The organism is Streptomyces sp. NPDC087845 (assembly GCF_044742755.1).
Lineage (GTDB): Bacteria > Actinomycetota > Actinomycetes > Streptomycetales > Streptomycetaceae > Streptomyces.
Window position 1 is genome coordinate 49,778 of the sequence record NZ_JBIUVC010000014.1, and the last position, 17,141, is coordinate 66,918.

The window sequence follows — 17,141 nt, forward strand, 5'->3', positions numbered from 1 at the left end:
TTTCACCGTGACTGTCACCGACCTGGTGTCGTACGAGGATGCGCTCGCGTCCTACGACCCCGTCATGGGCCTGGAGGTCCATGTCGAGCTCGGCACCAAGACCAAGATGTTCTGCGGCTGCTCCACCGAGCTCAAGCAGGACGCCAACTCCCAGACCTGCCCGGTCTGTCTCGGCCTGCCCGGCGCCCTGCCGGTCGTCAACGAGATCGGCGTCGAGTCCGCCATCAAGATCGGTCTCGCGCTGAACTGCGAGATCGCCGAGTGGTGCCGCTTCGCCCGGAAGAACTACTTCTATCCGGACATGCCGAAGAACTTCCAGACCTCCCAGTACGACGAGCCGATCGCCTACAACGGCTATCTGGACGTCCAGCTGGAGGACGGGGAGATCTTCCGGGTGCAGATCGAGCGCGCCCACATGGAGGAGGACACCGGCAAGTCGACCCACGTCGGCGGTGCCACCGGCCGTATCCACGGCGCGTCCCACTCCCTGCTCGACTACAACCGTGCCGGCATCCCGCTCATCGAGATCGTCACCAAGCCGATCGAGGGAGCGGGCGCACGCGCCCCCGAGGTCGCCAAGGCGTACGTCGCCGAACTGCGCGAGCTCATCAAGGCGCTCGGTGTGTCGGAGGCCCGGATGGAGATGGGCCAGATGCGCTGCGACGTCAACCTGTCGCTGCGCCCCAACGGCACCGAGACCTTCGGTACGCGCTCCGAGACGAAGAACGTGAACTCGCTGCGTTCCGTCGAGCGCGCCGCCCGCTTCGAGATCCAGCGCCACGCCGCGGTGCTGAGCTCGGGCGGCACGATCGTGCAGGAGACCCGGCACTTCCACGAGGAGGACGGCTCGACCACGGCCGGCCGCATCAAGGACAACGCCGAGGACTACCGCTACTTCCCCGAGCCCGACCTGGTGCCGGTCGCCCCGGCCCGCGAGTGGGTCGAGGAGCTCCGCAAGGGCCTCCCCGAGCTGCCGCGGCTGCGCCGCAAGCGGCTGAAGGAGGAGTGGGGTGTCTCCGAGCACGACATGCAGTCCATCCTCAACGCGGGCGCGGTCGACCTGATCGTCGCCACGACCGATGCGGGCGCCCCCTCGGACCAGGCCCGCAAGTGGTGGATGGGCGAGCTGGCCCGTAACGCCAACGAGACCGGCCGCGGCCTCGACGAGCTGCCGATCACCCCGGTGCAGGTCGCCAGGGTGGCCGAGCTCGTCACCTCGGGCGACCTCAACGACAAGCTGGCCCGCCAGGTCATCGAGGGCGTGCTCGCGGGCGAGGGCGACCCGGACACCGTCGTCGAGAAGCGCGGCCTGAAGGTCGTCTCCGACGAGGGCGCGCTGGGCACGGCCGTGGACGAGGCCATCGCCGCCAACGCGGCCGTCGCGGACAAGATCCGCGGCGGCAAGGTCGCGGCGGCGGGCGCGCTCGTCGGCGCGGTCATGAAGGCCACCCGCGGCCAGGCGGACGCGGCCCGGGTGCGCGAGCTGATCCTGGAGAAGCTCGGCGTCGAGGGCTGATCCCGTCCCCCCCGAGGGGGCGGATTCCGTACGTCCGTGAAGGGGCGGCGCACCCGTGAGCCGGGTGCGCCGCCCCTTCACCCATCCGGAGAGTCCTGAGTCCGCTGAACACCGTCACCGCCGAGATCGTCTCCGTCGGGCTCCTGCTCGTCGTGCTGGCCTTCGCCGTCGTACGCCCCCGGGGGCTGCCGGAGGCGACCGTCGCCGTACCCGTGGCCGTGCTGGTGACGGTGGCCGGTGCGGTCCCGTGGCAGCAGGCCCGTGAGCAGGTGGGCAGCCTGCTGCCGGTCGTCGGTTTCCTCGCGGCGATCCTGGTCCTGGCCCAGCTCTGTGCCGACGAGGGGCTCTTCACGGCCGCCGGTGAACTGGTCGCCCGGGTCTGCGGCGGGCGGACCGGCCCCCTGCTCGGCGGGGTCTTCGCCGTCGCCTCCGTGACCACCGCCGTGCTCAGCCTGGACGCGACCGTGGTGCTGCTGACCCCCGTCGTCCTGGCCACCGCCGCCCGCGTCGGCGCCCGCCCCCGGCCGTACGTCTACGCCTGCGCGCACCTGGCCAACTCGGCGTCCCTGCTGCTGCCGGTCTCCAACCTCACCAACCTCCTGGCGTTCACCGCGAGCGGCCTCTCCTTCACCCGCTTCGCGGCGCTGATGGCCCTGCCGTGGCTGGCCGCCATCGCCGTCGAGTACGTCGTCTTCCGCCGCGTCTTCGCCGCCGACCTGGCGGCGGGTGCGTATCCGTCGAATCCGGAGAAGGCCCGTCCGGGCGTCCCCGTCTTCACGCTCGTCGTCCTCGCGCTGACCCTGGGCGGATTCGTCGCCACCTCGTTCGCGGGCGCGGACCCGCTGTGGGCGGCGCTGGCGGGTGCCGGGGTGCTGGCCGTCCGCGCGCTGGCGAAGCGCGAGACCACCGTCAGGGGCCTTGTCCGCTCCGCCAACCCGCTGTTCTGCCTGTTCGTCCTCGCGCTGGGGGTCGTGGTCGAGGCCGTGGTCGGCAACGGCCTCGGTGCCGGCCTCGGCGCCTTCCTGCCGGGCGGCCCGTCACTTCCCGCGCTGCTGGCGGTGGCCGCGGTGGCGGCCGTCCTCGCCAACCTGATCAACAACCTGCCCGCGATCCTCGCCCTGCTCCCGGTGGTCGCGGCAGCCGGTCCGGGCCCGCTGCTCGCCGCCCTGATCGGCGTGAACCTCGGCCCGAACCTCACCTACGTCGGTTCGCTCGCCACCCTGCTCTGGCGCCGCATCCTGCACACCCACGGCGCCGCGCCCGACCTCGGCCACTTCACCCGCCTCGGGCTGCTGACCGTACCGGCGACGCTGGTCGTGTCGACGGTGGCGCTGTGGGGCGCGCTGCGGGTGATCGGGGTGTGACGGCGGTCCCGGGGGCCGGGAAAGCGGTTGGACTTTCCCGGCCGACCTGTTGGACGTTCACCACGGGGCCGTACGAAATCCTTCCCGGCGCCATCTGGCGTGATTAGTTTCCCGTCCTGTACGACCGGACTCGGGAGGCTCACTTGACCACGGACATTTCACGGCGACGACTCTTCGCGCTCGGCGGTGGCGCGCTCGGCGCCGCGGCGGCGGGGTCGCTGCTGCCGCCGTCGCTGCAGGCCGCGATCGCCGCGCAGCCGGCGCACTCGGCGGGGTCCGGCGGCGGACTCGGAGCCATCAAGCATGTGGTGATCCTCATGCAGGAGAATCGTTCCTTCGACCACTACTTCGGCACGCTCCGGGGGGTGCGCGGTTTCGGCGACCGCAACGCCGTCGAGCTGCCCTCGGGCAAGCCGGTCTTCGAACAGCCCGCTCCGCTGGGCACCTCCGTGCTGCCGTTCCCCGTGCGGGACGCGGCCGAGGCACAGAAGAAGGACCTCCAGTACATCGGCGCGCTCGACCACTCCTGGAGCGGTGGCGGCAAGGCGTGGGCCGGGGGGTGGATGAACGGCTGGGTGTCCGCGAAGACGGCCGCCACCATGGCGTACTACGACCGCCGCGACATCCCGCTGCACTACGAACTGGCCGACACCTTCACGGTCTGCGACGCCTACCACTCCTCCATCCACTCCTCGACCAGCCCCAACCGCAACCACCTGTGGAGCGGAAAGACGGGCAACGAGCCGAACGGCAAGCGGGCCGTCGGGAACGACGCGTACGACGAGGGCACGCACCCCGGCTACGGCTGGAGCACGTACGCGGAACGGCTGGAGAAGGCCGGGCGGAGCTGGCGTACGTACACCGAGTGGGAGAACTTCACCGACAACCAGATCGAGTTCTTCGCCACCTTCAAGGCGGTCGCCCGCAAGGCGCTGGCGAAGACCGGCGGCCACACGTACATGGAGTCGTTCTACGCGGCGGTGCGGGGAGCGGGCGCCCCCGAGCGGGAGCGGCTGTTCGGTCTGCTCGAAGAGGGTGTCGCCACCCTGGACAAGAAGGAGCGCAGCCTCTTCGAGCGCGCGCTGCGCCGAGTGGAGACCGGAACGCTGGCCGACGAGTTCGCGAAGGACGTGGCGGCGGGCACGCTGCCCGAGGTCTCCTACCTGGTGCCGTCGGCCGTCGACTCCGAGCACCCGAGCGTCTCCTCGCCGATCCACAGCGCGACGATCGTCTACAAGGTCCTCGACGCGCTGGGCAAGCACCCGGATGTGTGGCGGCACACCGCCGTCTTCATCAACTACGACGAGAACGACGGCTTCTTCGACCATGTCCCGCCGCCGGTCGCGCCGCCCGAGGTGACCGAGGAGCAGTGGGAGGGCAAGCCCACCGGTCTCGGGATGCGGGTGCCGCTGCTCGTCGTGTCGCCGTGGACCGTGGGCGGCTACGTCTGCTCCGAGGTCTTCGACCACACCTCCGTGATCCGCTTCCTGGAACGCTGGACCGGGGTGAAGGAGCCGAACATCAGCAACTGGCGGCGCACCGTCGCCGGCGATCTGACCTCGGCCTTCGACTTCAAGCACGCGCGGCGCCGGCCCGAGGTGGAGCAGCCCGGCGCCATCCCGCCGTTCAGCGGGCGCTGGGCGCCCAAGCCGCCGCTCGTGCAGCACATGCCCGTACAGGAGCCCGGGGCGCGTCCGGCCCGCGCGCTGCCGTACCAGCCGGACGCCCGGGCGACGCTGGTGGACGGGGCGGTCAAGGTGGTCCTCAGCAATACGGGACGCTCGTCCGCGCACTTCGCGCTGTATCCGTACGCGGGGGAGTTCCCCGTACCGCAGCACCGGGACGTGCGGGGCACGGCGCAGTGGACGGTGCCGCTCACCGGTGCGGCGTACCGGTTCACCGTGACCGGGCCGAACGGCTTCCGGCGCGAGTTCGCCGGGCCCGCGAAGGGCGGCGCCGCGGCCGGGGCCGAGGTCGCCTCGCGGGTCGACGCGCATGAGCGGGATCTGCATCTCACCCTGCGCAACACGGGACGCACGACCCTCACCTTCACCGTACGGCCGCTGGGGTACGTCGACGAGGCGGACCTGCGGGACTGGACCCGTACGGTCAAGGTCAAGCCGGGACGCAGCCGTACGGTCGTGCACTCGGCGGCCGACGCGCACGGCTGGTACGACCTGGCCGTCACGGTCGACGGGGACGATGTCTACCGGCGCCGGCTGATGGGGCACATCGAGAACGGCCGGGCGAGCGTCTCCGGCTGACCTGGCGTGTCCGGGCGGCGGGGGCGCCGTATGCCGCACAGCGGCGCCCCCGCCGGAGGCCGTGGAGCGCCCGGAAGCCCCTGCGGGTGCGGACGTCCTCGCGAGTCCCGGAGGAGGCCGCCGCGAGCCCGGAAGCCTCTGTGAGTAAGGCCACGAAAGGGACAAAGGATCACCAACGGCTGCGAGAGTGGCAGTTCTCAGGTCATGCGCTCTTTGCGGGTAATTCATGTTTTGTCCCGCTGAGGAACCACGAACCAGCAGGGAGCACATCCGTTGGCTGCCATTGCCCGCTGGTGCATCAAGCACCGTCTCGTCGCCGTTCTCATCTGGCTCCTCGCCCTCGGCGGCACAGCCACCGCGGCGGGCTTCGCGGGCTCCGCGTACTCCAACAACTACGACGTGCCCGGTACGGAGGCCGGCCGGGCCGCCGACCTCCTCAAGAGCAATTTCACGGAGCTGGGCGGTGACACCGACACCATCGTCTGGCACACCACCGACTCCACCGTGCGGGCCGCCGACGTCCGCCAGACGATGACCCGCACGCTGCACGCGGTCGAGGAGCTCCCCGGCGTCGGCGCCGTCACCGGCCCGTACGGGGCGTCCGGCGCCGGACAGATCAGCGAGGACGGGCACACCGCCTACGCCACGATCACCTTCGACCGGCAGACCGAGGACATCCCGGCGCAGCAGGCCCAGGCCGTCGTCGACACCGCGAAGGAGGCCGCCGGCGACCACCTCCAGGTGGAACTGGGCGGCTCGGCCATCGCCCTCACCGAAGCGCCGACCGCCCACTTCAGCGAGGTCATCGGGGTCGTCGTGGCAGCGGTCGTCCTGTTCCTCGCCTTCGGCTCGCTCGCCGCCAGCATGCTGCCCATCGCCACCGCCCTCGTCTCCGTCGGTACGGCCTACGCGGGCATCGCACTGCTCGGCCATGCGATGACCGTCGCCGACTTCGCCCCCATGCTGGGCATGCTGATCGGGCTCGGCGTCGGCATCGACTACGCCCTGTTCATCGTCACCCGCCACCGCAGCGGACTGCGCAGAGGCATGACGGTCACCGAGGCGGCGCAGAACGCCGTCGTGACGACCGGGCGGTCCGTCGTCTTCGCCGGAGCCACCGTCTGTATCGCGCTGCTCGGCATGCTGATCCTGCGGCTGGGCTTCCTCAACGGCGTGGCGATCGCCGCCTCGCTCACGGTCGTCCTGACCGTGGCCGCGTCCGTGACGCTGCTGCCCGCCCTGCTGTCCTTCATCGGCATGCGGGCGCTGAGCCGGCGCGAGCGCAGAAGGCTCGCCGAGCACGGGCCGCGGCCGGAACTGCCCACCGGCTTCGCCGCCCGCTGGTCCGCCTTCGTCGAACGGCACCCCAAGCTGCTCGGCTCGCTCGCCGTCGTGGTGATGCTGGTGCTCGCGCTGCCCACCTTCTCCCTGCACCTGGGCACCGCCGACCAGGGCAACAACGCCTCCTCGTCGACCACCCGGCAGGCGTACGACCTGCTGGCCGACGGTTTCGGGCCGGGCGTCAACGGCCCGCTGACGATCGCCGCACAGGTCGACGACGCGGGCGACCGGCTCGCGATGGACGGCCTTCCGGCCACGCTGCGGACGACCGACGGCGTGGCCTCGGTCGGCCCGGTCACGTACAGCAGCAGCGGCAGTGCGGCCTTCGTCACCGTCGTACCGACGTCGTCGCCGCAGTCGCAGGAGACCAGCGCGCTCGTCGACCGGCTGCGTACGGACGTCCTCCCACAGGCCGAGGCGAACACCTCGCTCCGGGCCCATGTGGGCGGGGTGACGGCCGGCTACGACGACTTCGCCCAGGTCGTCATCGGCAAGCTCCCGCTCTTCATCGGCGTCGTCATAGGGCTCGGCTGCCTGCTTCTGCTGCTGGCCTTCCGGTCTATCGGCATCCCGCTGAAGGCGGCCGCGATGAATGTGGCCGCCGTCGCCTCCTCGTTCGGTGTCGTCGTCGCGATCTTCCAGTGGGGATGGGGGAGCGAACTCCTGGGGCTGGGCAGCTCCGGGCCCATCGAACCGTTCCTGCCGGTGATCATGGTGTCCGTGCTCTTCGGGCTCTCCATGGACTACCAGGTGTTCCTGGTGGGGCGGATGTACGAGGAGTGGCGGGAGACCGGTGACAACAGACGGGCGGTCCGGGTCGGCCTCGCCGAAACCAGCCGTGTGATCAACTCCGCGGCCGTGATCATGATTTCGGTCTTCCTCGCGTTCGTCCTCAGCGGGGACCGGGTCATCGCCATGTTCGGCATCGCGCTGGCGGCGGCCGTGGCGCTCGACGCGTTCGTCCTCCGTACGCTGCTGGTCCCCGCCCTGATGCATCTGCTGGGCGGCGCGAACTGGTGGCTGCCGGGCTGGCTGGACCGGCGGCTGCCGCGGATCAGCATCGAGCCTCCCGAACAGCATGCGAAGATCCCGCAGGCAGCACAACCGACGGAGGTTCCGCAGACCGCGCACGCGACGGAGGTTCCGCAGACCGCGCACGCGGTGGAAGCGGTTCGAGAAGGAGCATGATGTTCGCGATATCCCTGGGCGAGGACGGAGCGGAACTGCGGCCGCTGGAGATCTGGCAGGCAGCGGAGTTCCTCGCCCACATGGACCGGGCCCGCGAACTCGTCGATCCCTGGATCCCCCTCGCCTCCCTCGCCACCGACCTGGACTCGGCGCGCGCCGTGCTCCGGTCCTACGCGCAGAAGCAGGCGGCCGACACGGGGCGGCTCTACGGCATCTGGCTGGACGGGACGCTCGTCGGGGGCGTCCTGTTCCGGATCTTCGACGCGGAGTCGGGCAACTGCGAGGTCGGCTGCTGGCTGGAACCCGCGGCGGAGGGGCGGGGCCTGATCACCCGGGCGGCACGGAAGCTGATCGACTGGGCGGTCTACGAGCGCGGCATGCACCGCGTGGAGTGGGACGCCTCCGCCGCGAACACCCGCAGCGTCGCCGTGGCCGAGCGGCTCGGCATGACGCGCGACGGGGTGCTCCGCCAGAACTACCTGTACCGCGGCGAGCGGCACGACTCGGAGATCTGGTCCGTGCTGGCCCCGGAGTGGCGGGCGCGGAACGTCTGAGGCCCCCGGGAGCGGCTGGTCACACCGGCCGGGGCCGGGCGCGTTAAGAGGGTTCTCATCTGCCCCGCCTAGCGTGCGGGACATGAACTCCAGGACCCCCGCAAACCCCACCTCTCCCACCGGCCCCGCCGCTCCCGGCGTCGAGGAGGCCGCGGCCGAGGACGCGGCCGTCGGCCTCGACAAGGGGGCGGCCGAAGCCGGGAGGGAGTCCGCACCGGCTGACGGCGGAGCGGGCACCGCCCCGGACGCCGGACGCACCGAAGCCGGTTCCGAGGGCTCCGGTTCCGGTGAGGCCCGTACCGGTGAGGCCCCTTCCGAGGACTCCGGTTCCGATGACATCGACCTCGACGACCTCGACGATCCCGACTCCGAGGGCTCCGGCAAGAAGCCGTCCGGCCTCGGCGCGGCCGCTGCGGCCGTCGCCGCCGCCGGTCTCGGTGTCGTCGCGCTCACCGGGTCCTGGACCGGCAAGGTCGTCGCCGAGCGCGAGACCCTGATCGGGCAGATCAAGACCTCGTCCGGCGGCACCGCGGCCCAGCAGATCTCCGAGATCTACGGCGATGCCTGGCACTCCACGGCCCTGGTCAACGGCCTCTTCGCGCTGCTCGCCCTGCTGGTCGGCATCTTCGCCCTGGTCCGCCCGGCCTTCGGCGCACCCTCCCCGCACCCGCAGCCCGGCTGGGTGCGCGCCGTCGCGACCGCCGGCATCGCGCTCGGCGTCCTCGGCGCGGTGATTTCCGTCGGCATGTACTTCGACCTCATCGTGCCCCTGCCGACCACGGGCGCCACCCAGTGAGTACACGCCGCCCCATCGCCGTCTAAGGCATCCGCCGGTGCGGTCCCGGCCCGTATGCGGTGGGGCCCGCGTCCGGCTAAGGCCCCCCGCACCGCGAAGATGCGGAACTCGCCCGATGTGGCGGCACCCCCTGGGAGACGACAGTGGGGGCACGGCAGAAGCACTGCCGCCCCCAGGCCCCGACGGGCCGTCGTCCTCCGGGAGAATCACATGTTCACGTTCGAACTCCACAAGCTGCACGAGGCCGAACTGCGGCGCTGGGCCGAGCAGGAGCGGCTCGCCGGGGAGGCCCGCCGTGCTCGCCGGACCGCGCGCAGAGCCGCCCGTGATGCCGCGAGCAAGGAGTCCGAGGGGCCGGTGAGTACGGACCGGAACCGGTTCGCCCACGCCGCGTAGCGGCCGTGCGGGGGCCGCGCGATGCCGGACGATCCGATTCCGCGGCCCGCACCGTCGGACCCGTGTGCGATGCTCGGCGACGTGGAGACCAGGTCCGTCAGTCCCGTGTTCGTCGGCCGCGCAGATGAATTCGCCTCGCTCGTCGACGCCCTCACCCGTGCGACCGGCGAAGGCTCGGGCCGGGCCGACGGCTCCGGCGGCGAGCCGCAGGCGCTGCTCATCGGCGGCGAGGCGGGTGTCGGCAAGACCCGGCTGGTCGAGGAATTTCTCACCGAGGCGGTGCGGCGCGAGGCCGTCGTCGCCGTCGGCGGCTGCGTCGAGGTCGGCGCGGACGGCCTGCCCTACGCCCCGTTCTCCACCGCCCTGCGCGCCCTGCGCCGCACCCTGCCCGACGAGATGGCCACCGCCTGCGCCGGGCAGGAGGGCGAACTGGCCCGGCTGCTCCCCGAACTCGGCGAGGCCGACCGGGACGCGACCGACGAGCACAGCACCGCCCGCCTCTTCGAACTCACCGCCAGGCTCCTGGAGCGCATCTCCGCACAGCGTGCCGTCGTCCTCGTCCTGGAGGACCTGCACTGGGCCGACGCCTCCACCCGCCATCTCCTCGCGTACCTTTTCCGCACCGTGCGCAGCGGCCGCCTCGTCGTGATCGGTACCTACCGCTCCGACGACATCCACCGCCGCCACCCCCTGCGCCCCCTCCTCGCGGAACTGGACCGGCTCCGGGCCGTCCACCGGATCGAACTCGCCCGTTTCAACCGCGCCGAGGTCCGCCGCCAGCTCACCGGCATCCTCGCCGCCACCCCCGAGGCCACCCTCGTGGACGAGATCTTCGAACGGTCCGACGGCAACGCCTTCTTCGTCGAGGAACTCGCCCGCAGCCTGGAGAGCGGCGACCGGTCCCGGCTCTCCGACTCGCTGCGCGATCTCCTGCTCGTCCGGGTCGAGGCCCTCCCCGAGGACGCCCAGAAGATCGCCCGGATCGTCGCCGAGGGCGGTTCCACCGTCGAGTACGGACTGCTGGCCGCGGTGGCCCGGCTCGCCGAGGACGAACTCATCGAGGCCCTGCGGGCGGCCGTCGGCGCCAATCTGCTGCTCACCACCCCGGAGGGCAGCGGCTACCGCTTCCGGCACTCCCTGGTCCGCGAGGCCGTCAGCGACGATCTGCTGCCCGGCGAGCGCTCCCGGCTCAACCGGCGCTACGCGGAAGCCCTGGAGGTCGACCCCACCCTCGTCCGCGCCGGGGAACGCGCCACCCGGCTCGCCAGCTACTGGTACGGCGCGCACGATCCGGCCAAGGCCCTGCCCGCCGTACTGAAAGCCTCGGTCGAGGCCCGTCGCCGCTATGCCTTCTCCGAACAACTCCGCCTGCTGGAAAGGGCGATGGAGCTGTGGGACGACGCCCCCGACGACGTGCGCCGCACCCTGCGCCCCATCGACTACGCCGAGAGCTACCCGGTGTGCGGCTGCGACCCCGACGCCACCCCGCTGCGCTATCTCGACCTGATGGCGGAGGCCACCGTCGCCGCCCGGTTCGGCGGCGACCGCGAACGCGCCCTGACCATCGCCAAGAAGGCCATGCGTGTCCTGGACGGCGAGGACGACCCGCTGCGCGCCGCCTGGTTCTGGGTCCAGCGCTCCCGGCTGATGCAGGACCTCGCCCGGGGCGACGGCCGTCAGGAACTGACCAACGCCCAGGAGCTCGTCCGCGGACTGCCTCCGTCCGTCGTCCATGCCGACGTCCTGATGAGCGTGGCGGGATGGGGCGCCCTGCACCGCCCCGGCGCCGAGACGCTGGTCGCCGTCGACCGGGCCGTGGAGTACGCCCAGCTCGTCGGCGACGAGTACATCGAACTGCACGCCAGGCTCACCCGCGGCTGGCTCACCGCCGACGCGGGCAGCGTCGACGAGGGCATCGCGGAGATGTACGCCGTCCGCGACCGCGCCGACGAACTGCACCTGGTCGGCATCCTGAGCCGGGCCGGCGTCAATCTCCCCTCCACCCTCGAATCCATGGGCCGCTCCCTGGAGGCCGTGGCCGCCGCCGACCACGGCATCGAGACGAGCCGCAGCCACGGCATCGCCGACATGGAGGCGTGGGTCCGCTGCAACCAGGCGGCCTCGCTCTTCTCCCTCGGCCACTGGGACGAGAGCCGGGCCACCACCGACGCGGCGGCACGTGCCGCCCAGTCCGGCAAGGCGCAAGGGCTCGTCGCCTCACGCCGCACCGAACTGGCCCTCGCCCAGGGCGACCTGGCCGAGGCCGAGCTGCAACTTGCCCTGACACGAAGGCATTTCGGCTCGCGGGACCCGCAGCCCCAGCACTTCATCACCCCGGTACGCCATGCCGTGACCCTCGCCGCGCAGCGGGGCAGGCTCGCCGAGGCGCGGGCCGAGTTCGAGGGGCAGTCGGAACAGGGTTTCCCGCCCGGCACCCAGCGGTACGCCCTGCCGCTGCTCCATGCCGCCGCCGCGGCCGAGGCCGACGCCCGGGGGCTGCCCGCCGCCGACCGCGGCCGGCCCGCGATCCTCGCGGCCATCCGCACCCACCTCAAGCGGCTGCCGATGCTCGTCCCCATCTGGGCCGCCCACGGTGTCCTGGTCGACGCCGAACTGGCCCGTGCCGAGGGGCTCGACACCCCCGACCACTGGTCCCGTGCCGCCACCGCCTTCGCCCCCCTGCACCGCCCGTACGAGCTGGCACAGATCCGTCACCGCTGGGCCGAGGCACTTCTCGTCGCCTCGGGCGACCGGTCCGCGGCCACCACCCTGCTGCGCGACGCCCACCGCGCCGCCGGGCGGCTCGGCGCACATCCGTTGACCGAGACCATCGAGCTGCTGGCCGGCCGTGCCCGTATCGCCCTCACCGCGCCGGACCGGGCCCCGGCCCACGGCCCCGACCACGAGACACCGGACGCCGTCACCGTCCTCGCCGAGGACGGTGACGGGGCCGGGGGCCGGGAGCGGACCGGGGACGATCTGCGCGAGGCTGCCGCGGCGGCCGTGGAGTCCTTCGGGCTGACGCGACGCGAACAGGACGTGCACCGGCTGGTCGCCGCCGGTCACACCAACCGCAGGATCGCCGAGGAGCTCTACATCTCACCCAAGACCGCGAGCGTGCACGTCTCCAACATCCTCGCCAAGCTCGGTGTCTCCAGCCGCGGCGAGGCGGCCGCACTGGCCCACCGGCTCCGTCTCTACCCCGCCCGGAACACTCCCTGACACAGCGCCGCCACCGGCCGGCCGCCCCGGCCCCTCAAAGCCCCGGCCCCTCAAGGCCCCCGGCCCGGTCGGGCACGCGGTCGGTCCTGCGGTCAGTTCCGCGGCCCGTCCTCCCGACCGGCCTGCGGTCCGTTCTCCGGTACGCCCTCCGGTCCGGTCTGCGGTCCGGCCTGCGGACCCGGCCCGGACGCCTCCCCGGGGGTTTCGGCGATTCCGGGGGCGTCGGCGACCCCGCCCCGGCCGGGTATCGCGCCACGATCCGCCGCCCGACCGCCGGCGGAGCTGCCGCTGTCAGCACCGTCGCCGCCTCCGGCATCGGCACCGGGCGCCCTGACGGTCACCTTTCCGGAGGCCAGGTCTATCGGTCCGCGCCCCGGGTCGCCGATGCCGAGATCCACCCGGGACAGCTCCAGCCGCTTCTGCTCCTCGGCGGCATGCTTGCGGCCCGGCGCGAAGAGTTCCTCGAAGAAGTTGAACACCGGCCGTACGCCCTTTCACCTGCCGTAGCCGCTACCGCACCTGCAACGCCAGGATCCTGTCGTCTCCCGGCTTCGGGGTGCCACGGGTGTCCGTATTGCTCGTGACGAGCCAGAGCCTGTCGCCGCCCGCGGCGAGCACGGTACGCAGACGGCCGTACTTTCCTTCCAGGAACGCCTGAGGGGCCGCCACCGGTTCCCCGTCCGCCCTGCCGGACAGCGGAATCCGCCAGAGCCGCTTTCCGCGCAGGCCGGCCATCCAGATCGAACCCCTGGCGAAGGCGATCCCGCTCGGGGACGCCTCGGACGTCTTCCACTGTGCCACGGGATCGATGAAGCCCTTCTTTCCCGCCTTGCCCTCGGCCGCGGGCCAGCCGTAATTCCCACCCGGCACGATCCGGTTCAGTTCGTCCCAGGTGTCCTGCCCGAATTCGGATGCCCACAGCTGCTTCTGCCCGTCCCAGGCCAGCCCCTGCACATTGCGGTGCCCGTACGAGTACACGACGGAGTCGGCCTCCGGGTTGCCGTGCAGCGGCCGGCCGTCCGGGGTCATCCGCAGGATCTTTCCGGCCAGGGACTTCTTGTCCTGCGCGAGCCCGTCGTCCCCCGTATCCCCGGTGCCCGCGTACAGCATGTGGTCCGGGCCGAAGGCGATCCGTCCGCCGTTGTGGACCGAGCCCTTCGGGATGCCCCGCAGAATCGTGTCCGGCGCGCCCAGCAGCCGGCCGGGCGTCGTGCCGTTCTCGTCGTACTGCATGCGCGCGATGCGATTGTCGGACGCGGTCGTGAAATACGCGTACACCAGATGGTCCGAGCCGTACGCGGGGGAGACCGCGATGCCCAGCAGCCCGCCCTCCCCGCCGGGCGACACCCCGGGCACGGCGCCCAGCAGGGTCTTCTTCCCGCTCTTCCCGTCGATCCTCGTGATCGTGCCCTTGTCGCGCGAGGAGACCAGCAGGTCGCCGCCGGGCAGCTCCGCCAGCCCCCACGGCGAGTCGAGACCCTCGGTGAGCGTGGAGACCACCTCGACCGAGCCCTTCGCGGGCGGCGGGGCGACCGACGGGGACGGGGAGGGCGCCGGGCCCGAGGCGGCGGAGGAGGGGCGGGACGGCGGCAGGTCGCCGACGCCCGCCGCGCTGCCGGAACCGTCCCCCGGGGAACAGCCCGCGGTCAGCAGGAGCGCGCCCGCCGCCAGCGCGGCCACCGTTCCCCGGCGCACCTCGCCGCGCCGGCGCCGCCCCCGACGCTCCCGATGCACCGCAGAGCCTCGTGCAGATCCGAACAGAACACCGCGCACAGCACCGATCCCTTCGACGGCCATCCGACTACTGTCTCTTACACCGCGCGACCGCCCCGGGGTGCCCGCACCCGCCGGTTTCCCCGCTCGCTGGCCACGAAGGCGGGACGTGACCGGGAATCAGTCCCATGACCCCCGCGCCGCGGGGAGCCGGGCGATCTCCAGCAGATCCTGCGCGGTCAGGGCCAGCCCGGCCGCTCCCGCGTTCTCCACCGCCCACCGCTCCCGCTTGGTTCCCGGTACCGGCACCACATGCGGTCCCTGCCGCAGCACCCAGGCCAACGCCACCTGCGCCGTGGTCGCCCCGTGCCGCTCGGCGATCCGCCGCAACCCGGCCACCACGGGCTGGTTCGCCGCCATCATCTCGGCCGTGAACCGCGGATGCCGGGCCCGCAGGTCTTCCGGCTCGAAGCCCTGCCCCGGCGTCAGCGTGCCCGTCAGATAGCCGTTCCCCAGGGGCATCGCCGCCAGCAGGCCCACCCCCCGCGCCGAGCACCACGGGAGCAGCGACTCCAGCGCCTCCGGCGACCAGACCGAGAGTTCGGCCTGCACCGCGCTCACCGGGAAGACCTGCTGCACCCGATCCAGCTGACGGATCGTTTCGTCATACCTACGGGCACCCCGGCGGCGCGAGGCCCGCGCCCCGACCGCACAGAGCCCGAGCGCCCGCACCTTTCCCGCGGTCACCAGCTCCGCCATCGCGCCCCAGGTCTCCTCGACCGGCACTTCGGGATCGGCCCGGTGCAGCTGGTACAGATCGATCACATCGGTCTGGAGCCGCCGGAGCGAGGCGTCACAGGCCCGCCGTACATAACCGGGGCGGCCATTGGCGACGATGTGCTGATCACCCACCAGCAGCCCGCACTTGGTGGAGAGGAAGGCCTCGGACCGGCGGCCCTTCAGCGCCCGGCCCACCAGCAGCTCATTGGTGAAGGGGCCGTACATGTCGGCCGTGTCGAGCAGTTGGACGCCCGCGTCGAGCGCGGCGTGCACCGCACGCAACGCACGGTCACCGCGTTGCTGCGACGCGCTGTACGCCCAGCTCATCGGCATGCAGCCGAGACCGACCGCCCCCACGGCGAGCGCCGCCGCACCGAGACTCCTGCGCTCCAACTCCCCCAACCCTTCCTGGGCCCCGCCGCCGAACCGCCGTCTGCCGTGCGGCGTCCGGCACGCACGCTCGCGGCGATGCCGAAAAACCCAAGTAGCTCCGCTGCACCTCTTCGGCGCCTTGCGATCGCACACGCCGGACGCCGCACGGCCGCCCGGCGGGCGGCGACGGCAGTCGACGACGGGACCCAGCCCCCGCCGCGGGACCGCAACGCACCCCAAAGTAACCTCTGCCGACCGCCGTCCCGCGCGCAGCCTCCCGGCGATTAGCCTCCTGACCATGACTTCGACAAAGACCCCCGACGTATGGCTGCCGATTCCCGCCGACGAGATCGAAGGACTTCCCGAGGGTTTCGCCTACCGCTTCTGGGACGGGGGGCCGGACTACCCCGCCGACCCGGCCGACTGCGCCTTCTATGCCGTGCCCTACATGAAGAGTTCCGAGGTCGTGGTCCGCCCGCTCGCCGGCATGGCGCGGGTCCAGGTCGTGCAGACGCTCACCGCGGGCATCGATCATGTCGAGCCGGGCCTCGGCCTGTTGCCGGACGGGGTGCGGCTGTGCAACGCCAAGGGGGTCCACGAAGCCTCGACCGCGGAGCTCGCCCTCGCCCTGATCCTTGCCTCGCTGCGCGGTTTCCCCGGGTTCGTGCACGGCCAGGACAAGGAGGAGTGGCGGTCCGGTTTCTACCCCGCGCTCGCCGACAAGTCCGTGCTGATCGTGGGGTACGGATCGATCGGTGCCGCCATCGAGGACCGGCTCGCGCCCTTCGAGTGCGCGCGAGTGGCACGCGTCGCGCGCTCTGCGCGGACAACGGCACGCGGCCCCGTACACACACTCGACGACCTGCCCGCACTCCTGCCCGAGGCCGACGTCGTCGTCCTGTCCACCCCGCTGAACCCGTCCACACAAGGGCTGGTGGGCGCGGAGTTCCTCGCCGCGATGCCGGACGGAGCGCTGCTCGTGAACGTCGCACGGGGCGGCGTCGTCGACACCGAGTCGCTGCTGCTCGCACTCGAGTCCGGCCGGCTGCGCGCCGCTCTCGATGTCACCGACCCGGAACCGCTGCCCGCCGGCCATCCCCTCTGGCATGCTCCGAACGTCCTGATCACTCCTCATGTGGGCGGCAGCACCTCGGCGTTCCTGCCGCGCGCCAAGCGTCTGGTGGCCGGGCAGCTGAGCCGGTTCGCCGCGGGGGAGCCGGTGCGCAACGTCGTACGCACCACCGGCTGACCACGCTACGGGGCCGTTCGGATGCGCACCGTACCGGCAATCCCCTTGATCGTCACTGAGAGTAGATAACCTATGTCCCTCCGTGACTGGTCTGGTGTATCGTCCCGAAAGGGGCGCTGCGCCGGAGGAAGGGACGGCGCCGGGGAGGACGCAACACGCGAGGGGGCGACGGGTGATGCACGGCCGATGGGCGAACGATCCGACACCGCGGGGCAGTCGACGGCGAATCGGGCCCGCTCGGGTCTTCCCGTCCCCCGCCCGCGGGGCGGGTGTCGCGCACTGCGATGCGTGCGACCGCGAGACGGAGGGGCCTCCTCGCACCGGACGTACGCGGACGGGCCCGGCCGCACGGCAGGAAGGTCTGTCCTGTCCCGGCGGAGCCGAGA

Annotated in this window: 12 protein-coding genes; 9 read left to right on the forward strand and 3 right to left on the reverse strand. The window is 72.1% G+C overall.

Annotated features, from left to right (window positions below; genetic code table 11):
* Window positions 1-7 precede the first annotated feature (7 nt).
* The 8 genes from gatB to ACIOMQ_RS30260 all read left to right on the forward strand — a co-directional run bounded on the left by gatB (window position 8) and on the right by ACIOMQ_RS30260 (window position 12,641).
* Window positions 8-1,516, forward strand: coding sequence for an Asp-tRNA(Asn)/Glu-tRNA(Gln) amidotransferase subunit GatB (gene gatB, locus ACIOMQ_RS30225; protein WP_401260835.1), 1,509 nt, complete (start codon window positions 8-10; stop codon window positions 1,514-1,516).
* A 152-nt stretch (window positions 1,517-1,668) separates the two neighbouring features.
* Window positions 1,669-2,880 (forward strand): SLC13 family permease, encoded by a 1,212-nt coding sequence (locus ACIOMQ_RS30230; protein ID WP_401985239.1) that lies wholly within the window; start codon window positions 1,669-1,671, stop codon window positions 2,878-2,880.
* Window positions 2,881-3,023: 143 nt separating this feature from the next.
* Window positions 3,024-5,144, forward strand: a complete 2,121-nt coding sequence (locus ACIOMQ_RS30235; RefSeq protein ID WP_401260832.1) for a phosphocholine-specific phospholipase C — start codon at window positions 3,024-3,026, stop codon at window positions 5,142-5,144.
* Between the two features lie 273 nt (window positions 5,145-5,417).
* Window positions 5,418-7,673: an MMPL family transporter gene (locus tag ACIOMQ_RS30240; protein WP_402191156.1), complete on the forward strand. Its 2,256-nt coding sequence runs from the start codon at window positions 5,418-5,420 to the stop codon at window positions 7,671-7,673.
* Window positions 7,673-8,227, forward strand: a complete 555-nt coding sequence (locus ACIOMQ_RS30245; protein WP_401759340.1) for a GNAT family N-acetyltransferase — start codon at window positions 7,673-7,675, stop codon at window positions 8,225-8,227. The genes ACIOMQ_RS30240 and ACIOMQ_RS30245 overlap by 1 nt, the downstream gene beginning before the upstream one ends.
* Before the next feature lie 82 nt (window positions 8,228-8,309).
* Entirely contained in the window at window positions 8,310-9,023 is a 714-nt protein-coding gene (locus ACIOMQ_RS30250; RefSeq protein WP_402191159.1) for a hypothetical protein, read from the forward strand.
* 210 nt (window positions 9,024-9,233) lie between these two features.
* On the forward strand, window positions 9,234-9,419 hold the full coding sequence (locus ACIOMQ_RS30255; RefSeq protein WP_362203761.1) for a hypothetical protein: 186 nt from the start codon (window positions 9,234-9,236) through the stop codon (window positions 9,417-9,419).
* 69 nt (window positions 9,420-9,488) lie between these two features.
* The gene (locus tag ACIOMQ_RS30260; RefSeq protein WP_362203764.1) at window positions 9,489-12,641 is read left to right on the forward strand and encodes an AAA family ATPase; all 3,153 of its coding nucleotides are present in this window, start codon (window positions 9,489-9,491) and stop codon (window positions 12,639-12,641) included.
* 92 nt (window positions 12,642-12,733) lie between these two features.
* On the opposite strand, the gene ACIOMQ_RS30265 is transcribed toward ACIOMQ_RS30260, so the two are convergent.
* The 3 genes from ACIOMQ_RS30265 to ACIOMQ_RS30275 form a co-directional block, all read right to left on the reverse strand.
* Window positions 12,734-13,120 (reverse strand): DUF6191 domain-containing protein, encoded by a 387-nt coding sequence (locus tag ACIOMQ_RS30265; RefSeq protein ID WP_362203767.1) that lies wholly within the window; start codon window positions 13,118-13,120, stop codon window positions 12,734-12,736.
* Between the two features lie 31 nt (window positions 13,121-13,151).
* Entirely contained in the window at window positions 13,152-14,321 is a 1,170-nt protein-coding gene (locus ACIOMQ_RS30270; protein ID WP_362203771.1) for a PQQ-dependent sugar dehydrogenase, read from the reverse strand.
* A 213-nt stretch (window positions 14,322-14,534) separates the two neighbouring features.
* Window positions 14,535-15,491 carry an aldo/keto reductase gene (locus ACIOMQ_RS30275; RefSeq protein WP_362204114.1) on the reverse strand — a complete coding sequence of 319 codons (957 nt, stop codon included), beginning with the start codon at window positions 15,489-15,491 and terminating at the stop codon, window positions 14,535-14,537.
* A 313-nt stretch (window positions 15,492-15,804) separates the two neighbouring features.
* Here ACIOMQ_RS30275 and ACIOMQ_RS30280 point away from each other — a divergent pair, with 313 nt between their 5' ends.
* The gene (locus ACIOMQ_RS30280; RefSeq protein ID WP_362203774.1) at window positions 15,805-16,755 is read left to right on the forward strand and encodes a 2-hydroxyacid dehydrogenase; all 951 of its coding nucleotides are present in this window, start codon (window positions 15,805-15,807) and stop codon (window positions 16,753-16,755) included.
* Window positions 16,756-17,141: the final 386 nt, after the last annotated feature.

What these genes read in the sequence shown, in the direction of transcription:
- ACIOMQ_RS30245 (WP_401759340.1), top strand. Translation starts at nt 7,673, where the DNA reads ATGTTCGCGATATCCCTGGGCGAGGACGGAGCGGAACTGCGGCCGCTG.
- ACIOMQ_RS30250 (WP_402191159.1), top strand. Translation starts at nt 8,310, where the DNA reads ATGAACTCCAGGACCCCCGCAAACCCCACCTCTCCCACCGGCCCCGCC.
- ACIOMQ_RS30255 (WP_362203761.1), top strand. Translation starts at nt 9,234, where the DNA reads ATGTTCACGTTCGAACTCCACAAGCTGCACGAGGCCGAACTGCGGCGC.
- ACIOMQ_RS30260 (WP_362203764.1), top strand. Translation starts at nt 9,489, where the DNA reads ATGCTCGGCGACGTGGAGACCAGGTCCGTCAGTCCCGTGTTCGTCGGC.
- ACIOMQ_RS30280 (WP_362203774.1), top strand. Translation starts at nt 15,805, where the DNA reads ATGACTTCGACAAAGACCCCCGACGTATGGCTGCCGATTCCCGCCGAC.